General features: G+C 69.9%; 8 protein-coding genes. 3 read left to right on the top strand and 5 right to left on the bottom strand.

Annotated features, from left to right (window positions below; translation table 11 throughout):
- The coding region (locus Msi02_RS42470) for a HAMP domain-containing protein (protein WP_239109423.1) at nucleotides 1–332 on the bottom strand (332 nt) is incomplete at its 3' end.
- A gap of 142 nt (nucleotides 333–474) precedes the next feature.
- Here Msi02_RS42470 and Msi02_RS42475 point away from each other — a divergent pair.
- Nucleotides 475–1,707, top strand: a complete 1,233-nt coding sequence (locus Msi02_RS42475) for a glycosyltransferase family 4 protein (protein ID WP_204053367.1) — start codon at nucleotides 475–477, stop codon at nucleotides 1,705–1,707.
- 33 nt (nucleotides 1,708–1,740) lie between these two features.
- Here the strand turns inward: Msi02_RS42475 and Msi02_RS42480 are convergent, their stop codons facing one another.
- From Msi02_RS42480 to Msi02_RS42490, 3 genes are all read right to left on the bottom strand, one after another.
- On the bottom strand, nucleotides 1,741–2,163 hold the full coding sequence (locus Msi02_RS42480; protein ID WP_079321092.1) for a DUF6098 family protein: 423 nt from the start codon (nucleotides 2,161–2,163) through the stop codon (nucleotides 1,741–1,743).
- Between the two features lie 43 nt (nucleotides 2,164–2,206).
- Nucleotides 2,207–2,401 carry a hypothetical protein gene (locus Msi02_RS42485; protein ID WP_204053368.1) on the bottom strand — a complete coding sequence of 65 codons (195 nt, stop codon included), beginning with the start codon at nucleotides 2,399–2,401 and terminating at the stop codon, nucleotides 2,207–2,209.
- A gap of 698 nt (nucleotides 2,402–3,099) precedes the next feature.
- Nucleotides 3,100–3,690, bottom strand: coding sequence for a TetR/AcrR family transcriptional regulator (locus Msi02_RS42490; protein ID WP_204053369.1), 591 nt, complete (start codon nucleotides 3,688–3,690; stop codon nucleotides 3,100–3,102).
- A 43-nt stretch (nucleotides 3,691–3,733) separates the two neighbouring features.
- Between Msi02_RS42490 and Msi02_RS42495 the strand changes: the two genes are divergently transcribed.
- Complete coding sequence (locus tag Msi02_RS42495; RefSeq protein ID WP_204053370.1) at nucleotides 3,734–4,903, top strand: serine hydrolase domain-containing protein; 1,170 nt, start codon at nucleotides 3,734–3,736, stop codon at nucleotides 4,901–4,903.
- A 73-nt stretch (nucleotides 4,904–4,976) separates the two neighbouring features.
- Here the strand turns inward: Msi02_RS42495 and Msi02_RS42500 are convergent, their stop codons facing one another.
- The gene (locus Msi02_RS42500; RefSeq protein WP_204053371.1) at nucleotides 4,977–5,477 is read right to left on the bottom strand and encodes a hypothetical protein; all 501 of its coding nucleotides are present in this window, start codon (nucleotides 5,475–5,477) and stop codon (nucleotides 4,977–4,979) included.
- A 145-nt stretch (nucleotides 5,478–5,622) separates the two neighbouring features.
- Between Msi02_RS42500 and Msi02_RS42505 the strand changes: the two genes are divergently transcribed.
- Complete coding sequence (locus tag Msi02_RS42505; RefSeq protein ID WP_204053372.1) at nucleotides 5,623–6,228, top strand: hypothetical protein; 606 nt, start codon at nucleotides 5,623–5,625, stop codon at nucleotides 6,226–6,228.
- Nucleotides 6,229–6,320: the final 92 nt, after the last annotated feature.

The raw sequence follows: 6,320 nt of genomic DNA on the forward strand, positions 1-6,320 counted from the left end.
CCCGCCATGGCGTTCACCGAGTCGGTGAGGTCCTTCCAGGTGCCGGAGACCCCCGGAACCTCGGCCTGCCCGCCGAGCTGGCCCTCGGTGCCGACCTCCCGCGCCACGCGCGTCACCTCGGAGGTGAACAGGGAGAGCTGGTCGACCATCCCGTTGAAGACCGTCGCGATCTCCGTCAGCAGGCCGTCTCCGTCCTCGGGGAGCCGGGTGCCGAAGTCGCCGTCCCGTACGGCGGTGAGGCCGGCCAGGAGCTGCCGCAGATCCAGTTCGGGGTCGCCGCCGGCGGCGCGTGTTGATCGCGCACGCTTCGCGGTGCCTGCCCTCTCGACCATGTCCACCCTCGCGATCGCCGTCTGAACTGGGAAAAGAAAGCATATAAAGCGGTGACCGCCGCTACGGACGGAGCGGGCGCACCAGCCTGCAAGGCTACCGGGCGGACGATCTCCGCGGAGCGCCCTCATAGGCGACGTGTCAGTGTCGATCACGACTTCGGGGTACATCCGCACCGTGCACGTACTGCGCCTGTGCTCCGTCTTCGCCGCGCCCGTGACCGCGCTGCGGGGCAGGGGCGTGCGGTTCGATCCCGTCGGGGGCATGCAGAACCACTGCGCGCGGCTCAGCGAGGCGCTCGACCGGCTCGGCGTGCGGCAGACGATCGTCACCACCCGCCCGCCCACGGCCCCCCGTACGGAGGACTTCGGACGGCACGGGCTGCTGGTGCGGCTGGGCCTGCCGATCCCGGCGGGACGGCAGATGTACGCGATGGCGGCCTGGCCGCTGCTGTCCCGGCTCGCGGAGGGAGCCGACCTGGTCCACGCCCACCTGGGGGAGGACCTGGCCGTCGTGCCGCTTGCCCTGCGGGCGGCCGGCCACGCCCGGGTGCCGTTCGTCCTCACGGTCCACTGCAGTCCCGGCCACACGGTGAGCGGCCGTACGCCGCGGGCGCTGGTGCTGCGGCACCTCGGCGGAGCGCTGGAACGGCGGGGCACGGCCCGCGCCGACGCGGTGATCGTGCTCACCCCGCGGATGCGGGACGTGCTGGTCGGCGACGGCGTCCCGGCGGGCCGCGTCCACGTGATCCCCTCCGGGATAGCCCCGGTGTTCACCCGGCCCGCCGGCCCGGGTCCGCTGCTCGACGGCGTGCCCGTGCCGCGCGTGCTGTACGTGGGCCGCCTCCACGAGCAGAAGGGCGTGGACGTCCTGCTGCGGGCGCTCGCGCTGCTCGGCGATCCACCGGTCGACCTCCTGGTGGTGGGGGACGGGCCGCGCGCCAGGCGGCTGCGGGAACTCGCGGAGCGGCTGGGCGTCGCCGCCCGGGTTCACCTGCGCGGGTTCGTCCCACAGGAGGAGATCCCCGGCGTGCTCGGCGGGGGAGACCCGCTCGTGCTCCCCTCCCGCTATGAGGAACTCGGCACGGTGCTGATCGAGGCCATGCACGCGGGCAACCCGATCGTCGCCACCCGCGTCGGCGGCATTCCCGACCTGGTCGAGGACGGCGTCACCGGGCTGCTCGTCCCGCCCGGGCGGCCCGAGGCGCTGGCCGCCGCCATCCGCCGGCTGCTCGACGACCCGGCGGAGGCCAAGGAGATGGCCGCCAACGCCCGGCGCAGGGTCGCCGAGCTGCACTGGGACACACTCGTGCACCGGGTGCACGCGGTCTACGGCGAGGTGCTGCGGGCGCGTACGCGGATCGAGGCCCGGGCCTGAGCCCCATCCGGTGCCGACATCCGGGCCCGCGCCTCATCCGGTGGAGTCGCGGCCGGCGTCGAACACCTTCTCGTAGTGCTCACGCGCCTGCTCGACCACGGAGTCGTCGAGCCATGCGACCGGCTCGACCCGGTCGATGAGCGGCTCGTGGTCGGGGCCGCGGGCCACCACTCGACCGGCCAGCACCCACGCGTGCCGCTCCTCGTCCTTCTCGGCCAGGTGCGTGTACTTGCAGATCTGACGGGCCAGCCAGTCACGCAGCGGGAGAGTCCACCAGCGCTCGGCGTCGAGCACCGTCACCGACAGGCCGGGCAGCTCCAGACGGCTCTCGTAGTCGACGCTCGGCTTGCCGGCGTCGGCGTCGGGGCCCTTGGAATAGCGCAGGTACAGCCCGGGCCGGTGCTCGACGAGCTCGGTCAGCTCGTCGAGGCTCTTGATCGTCGGTATCCCGCTCACCTCACCCCTCCACGGTCACGCCCGTCGCGTCTCTTCCCGATGGTCACGCGGGGTGCGGAGGACGCTGGTCCGGCGGAACGCCGCCGCCCTCGCCGCCGCCCTTGTTCCCCTTGTCGGTGCCGTGCGGGTGCCCGCCGGACTTCGCGGCGCTCGCCGATTCCGGGATGACGTCGGCGTTCTCGTCGTTGGCGCCGCCCCCGCCCGATCGGCGGAGCTCCGGCTGCTGAGGCTCGGTCATCGTCTCTCCTCTCCGCGGGCCGTACCGGACAACGGCCGCACCGGAAACGGGCGGTCCGAAACCAGCCCGTCGGCGGTGCTGTCCTCCCCTCCCCAGCCGCCAACAGGGCAAACCCCGTCCTGTGAGAGCGGGAGCAGGCATCACGCACCGTGACGCCCGTGACCTCGACCCGGAGCTGAGGGCGGGCCGGCCAGCCCGCCGATCAGAGGGCGACCAGCGGCCGGGTTATGTTCAGGATGAGTGGCATGTGGATCGAGGATAAGGTTGCCGCACCCCGCACCTGGCCACTCGTGGAGAGTCCGTGTCGCAACCCCCATTCGACCCGCCGGGCTACCCGGAACCTCCGACGAAAAGGGGCACCGTCAGCAGGATCGCCCCTGTTGTCCTTGCCGGAGTGGTGGCTGCTGTACTTCAAGTCCGGGGACCAGGCTGCGGCGGAATTCGTGAAGATGCGAGATGAAATCGAGCAGCGCGACTGACTGCCCGGCGATGCCGCGGTCGCGATGTTCCGCGACCAGTACCAGCGAGGCGTTCAGGTAGGCCTGCCTCGCATCCTGGGTCGCGAACTGCTCGGCTATGTGCCTATGAAAGGCTTGCCGCCGCGCAGCCCTGCGCGCGGGAGCCGCCAAAGGGTCACGGCGCGTACGCCCGGCAGGGTGGCGAGACGGTCGGCGACGTGGTCGAGGACGTCTGATCGGTCATGGACACGCTTTCTCTGCTGGCGTGCGGAAGGGTTCGATGCCGGCCGTCACGAACGTGGCCAAGGCGCGGACGTCCTCGTCGAGCACGCCGGGCGGATGGTGGGCGAACCGTTGCGACGCCTGCCCGGCCGCCATGCCGAGCACGGTGGTGGTGACGATGCGTTCGAGCCGCTCGACGTGGTCGCCGCCGACGCCCGCCTGACGGAGCAGGTCGTGGATGTGCGCGCGGACCTCGCGCGCGGCCGCGGAGGCCGCCGGCCTGCTCAGCAGCAGGGTGAACGCCGCCGGATGCCGGGACGCCACCGCCCGCGCACGGTCGGCGATGCGGATGAGCGCGTCCAGCCATGCGTCCCGCTCGGCGGCGGGGCCCGGCGCCGGCACGTCCGCCATGATCTCGGCCATCAGCAGCTCCACGATGCCGTCCAGCAGGTCGGCCTTGTTCGCGACATGCCGGTAGAGCGCCATCGGGGTCACCGCCAGCCGCTTGGCGATCGAATGCATGCTCACCGCCGGCACGCCGTCGGCGTCGGCGACATCGAGCGCGGCAGCCAGGATCGCCGTCCGGTCGATCGTTTTCGGGCGTGGCACCCGCACCTCCAAGATATGTATGTATATATCGTATACTTACCCTGTGCGACCGTACTTTCGCCGGGTGCCGCGGCACACCGTCTGGGTCCTCCCGCTGTCCGTCGTCGCGTTCGTCATGGTCTTCCTCCTGATCCTGGCGGAGGGCGACGTCAGGTACGTCCTGCGGGTGCTGACGCGGCAGGACTCGAGCATCACCGACGTCGAATGGAAACAGCACACATCGGTACGCGCGGCCACGGCGCCCCGGCCATGGCCGAGGGCGGCCGGCGACTGCCCGATCCGCCGGTCACTGCCCACTCAGAACGCGCAGAGCATCGTCGTCATCCACGACGGCATGCTGGTGTGCGAGTGGTACGGCAACGGCGGGGCGCCGGACCGCCCGGCCGCCGCGTTCTCGGTGTCCAAGACGGTGATCTCGTTGCTCGTGGCGCGGGCTGTCGCGGACGGCACGATCGGGGGCCTCGACCTGCCGATCACCCGGGCGGTTCCCGAACTGAGCGCCAGGGACGCCCGGTTCTCCGCCATCAGGCTGGGCGACCTGATCGACATGCGCTCGGGCATCGCCTTCTCGGACGACATCTCGTTCCCGTGGGTCGATCGGGACTATCCGTCGGTCTACTACGCGACCGACCTGGCCGGGACCGTCGTGCGGCGGCCGAGGATCGCAAGCCCGCCGGGACCGTTCACCTACAACGACTACGCGCCCAACCTCGTCGGCCTCGCGTACCGGCGGCTGACCGGAACGCTGCTCACGCGGCAGCCGCTGCAACGGCTGTGGGACGACCTGGGCGCGGAGCATCCCGCCGAATGGTGCGTCGACGACCACGGGTTCCCCTACCACGAGAGCGGTCTCGTGGTGACCGCCCGTGACCTGGCCAGGATCGGCCAGCTCATGCTCGACGGGGGACAGGTCGCCGGACGCCAGGTGGCGCCCGGGGCGTTCCTGGATCGCAGCCTCGACCCGGCCGACCGTGAGCCCGTCACCACCTTCGCCGGCATCGGCGTCGGATACCGCAACGGCTGGTGGATCCTCCCCCGCGGCGACGGCGGACGCGACCTCGCCGCGATGGGCGCGCACGGTCAGATCATGGTGGTGTCACCGTCCACGCGGACAGTGATCGTCCGCATGGGCGACGACTACCAGACCAACATCCAGATCGCCGCCACCCTCCAGAGACTGGCCGACCGGCTGGCGTCCGTCACCCCCGGCTGACATCCGGGTGCGCCAGGCGTACGGGAAGGTGGGCGAGGCGCCAGGACGCCGGGAAGAGACGCGGCATTCACGACTAGTCGCAGTACATCCACTTGCCCGCCGGGGTGCCGCCGCGGACGAGGGGCTTGGAACCGATCCTGACCGCCCCGGCGAACTGGACGCACCGGTGGTCGACGCCGTAGATGTGCACCGGGCCCGCGAACCACTTGTACTTCTCGCTGCCGCTGGCGGCCCCCTTGTCCGGGCCGTCGTACCTCTTGTTCCGGTTCGTGTCGACGAAGAGCTCGACGTACAGGTAGCTCGTCTTGCCGATGTAGGAGGGCTCCACCCGCGCGATGGCGCACTTCGCGTGCGCGGTGGGGCTCTGGTACAGCGTGACGGTGCCGTACGATTTCCCGTCCTTGGCGCCCTGCGTCAGCCGATAGCTGGCCACCTTGCGGTACGACTGCCCGCACGAGCCCTTGGGATAGGCCTGCGCCGGCCCGGCGGACACCAAAGTGAGGGCGGCAGCGGTGGCGACGGTCATGCCGCCCGTGACCCAGCGAGTGATCTTCAAAGGCTTTCGTCGGATCATCGATCACCCCTTATGCGTGGCTATGGGCGATGATCACGCTAGCATTCGGGGCGCTCCGCTCGGACGTAGTAGGGCAAAGCAGGCAGATCGCCTTCCGGTGCCACCGCCATCCCGGCATGCAGCCATCCCGGCTTGCAACATGGATATGGCTGGAACGGTCGGCGCGAGCGCCTATTTCGGCTTCGGTACCGCTATTTTTCGTGGGGAGCATGGCCGGGAGGTCTGGGAGGGCTTGCGGTTGCGCTGTGATCTGGAGAGGCGCGGCGTCCGACTGCCCAGAGGTCTTCATGCGAAGGATGACTCCCATGCGACGCGTGATGAAGTCTTCGACCTCGTCGGGCGGCAACGTCCGCGACTCGACGTAACCTTCCTGTGTAAGGCCAGGGCTCACCCGTCGGTGCGAGAACGATCATATTGGCTTTATAAACTGGCGTGGTATGCGCATTTCAGGGGTTTGCTGCCGATTATCAGCAAGCCGGGCGATGCGCTGTATGTGATCGTGGCCACGCTCACCACGAACCGACGGGTTATGAACGCGCGGCAGGCGCTTGCCGAGGTTTGCCGAGATTTGTCGGCAGATCGAGATGTCGTGCTCTGCGTGTGGGACGCACAAAGCACGTGGGGTATTGAAGTGGCCGACTATGCCCTGTGGGCGGTGCAGCGCGATCTGGAAGGGCGGCCGTGCAAATGGTTCGACAGTTACATACGGCCGCATCTGGCATCGATGACGACTCCCTGGGGCACCGCATGAATGAGGCCGGCTATCCCGGTCGCCCGGGAAGAGGTCCCCTGGACCCCTTGTCACCGACCGTGACTATTACATGCCACGGCGTGACACATCGG

Origin of the sequence: Microbispora siamensis (genome assembly GCF_016863095.1) — a bacterium.
In the GTDB taxonomy this organism is placed as follows: Bacteria; Actinomycetota; Actinomycetes; order Streptosporangiales; family Streptosporangiaceae; genus Microbispora; species Microbispora siamensis.

Excerpts from the sequence above, each read along its gene's own strand:
- Msi02_RS42485 (WP_204053368.1), bottom strand. The coding sequence starts at position 2,401 with ATGACCGAGCCTCAGCAGCCGGAGCTCCGCCGATCGGGCGGGGGCGGC.
- Msi02_RS42500 (WP_204053371.1), bottom strand. The coding sequence starts at position 5,477 with ATGATCCGACGAAAGCCTTTGAAGATCACTCGCTGGGTCACGGGCGGC.
- Msi02_RS42505 (WP_204053372.1), top strand. The coding sequence starts at position 5,623 with ATGGCTGGAACGGTCGGCGCGAGCGCCTATTTCGGCTTCGGTACCGCT.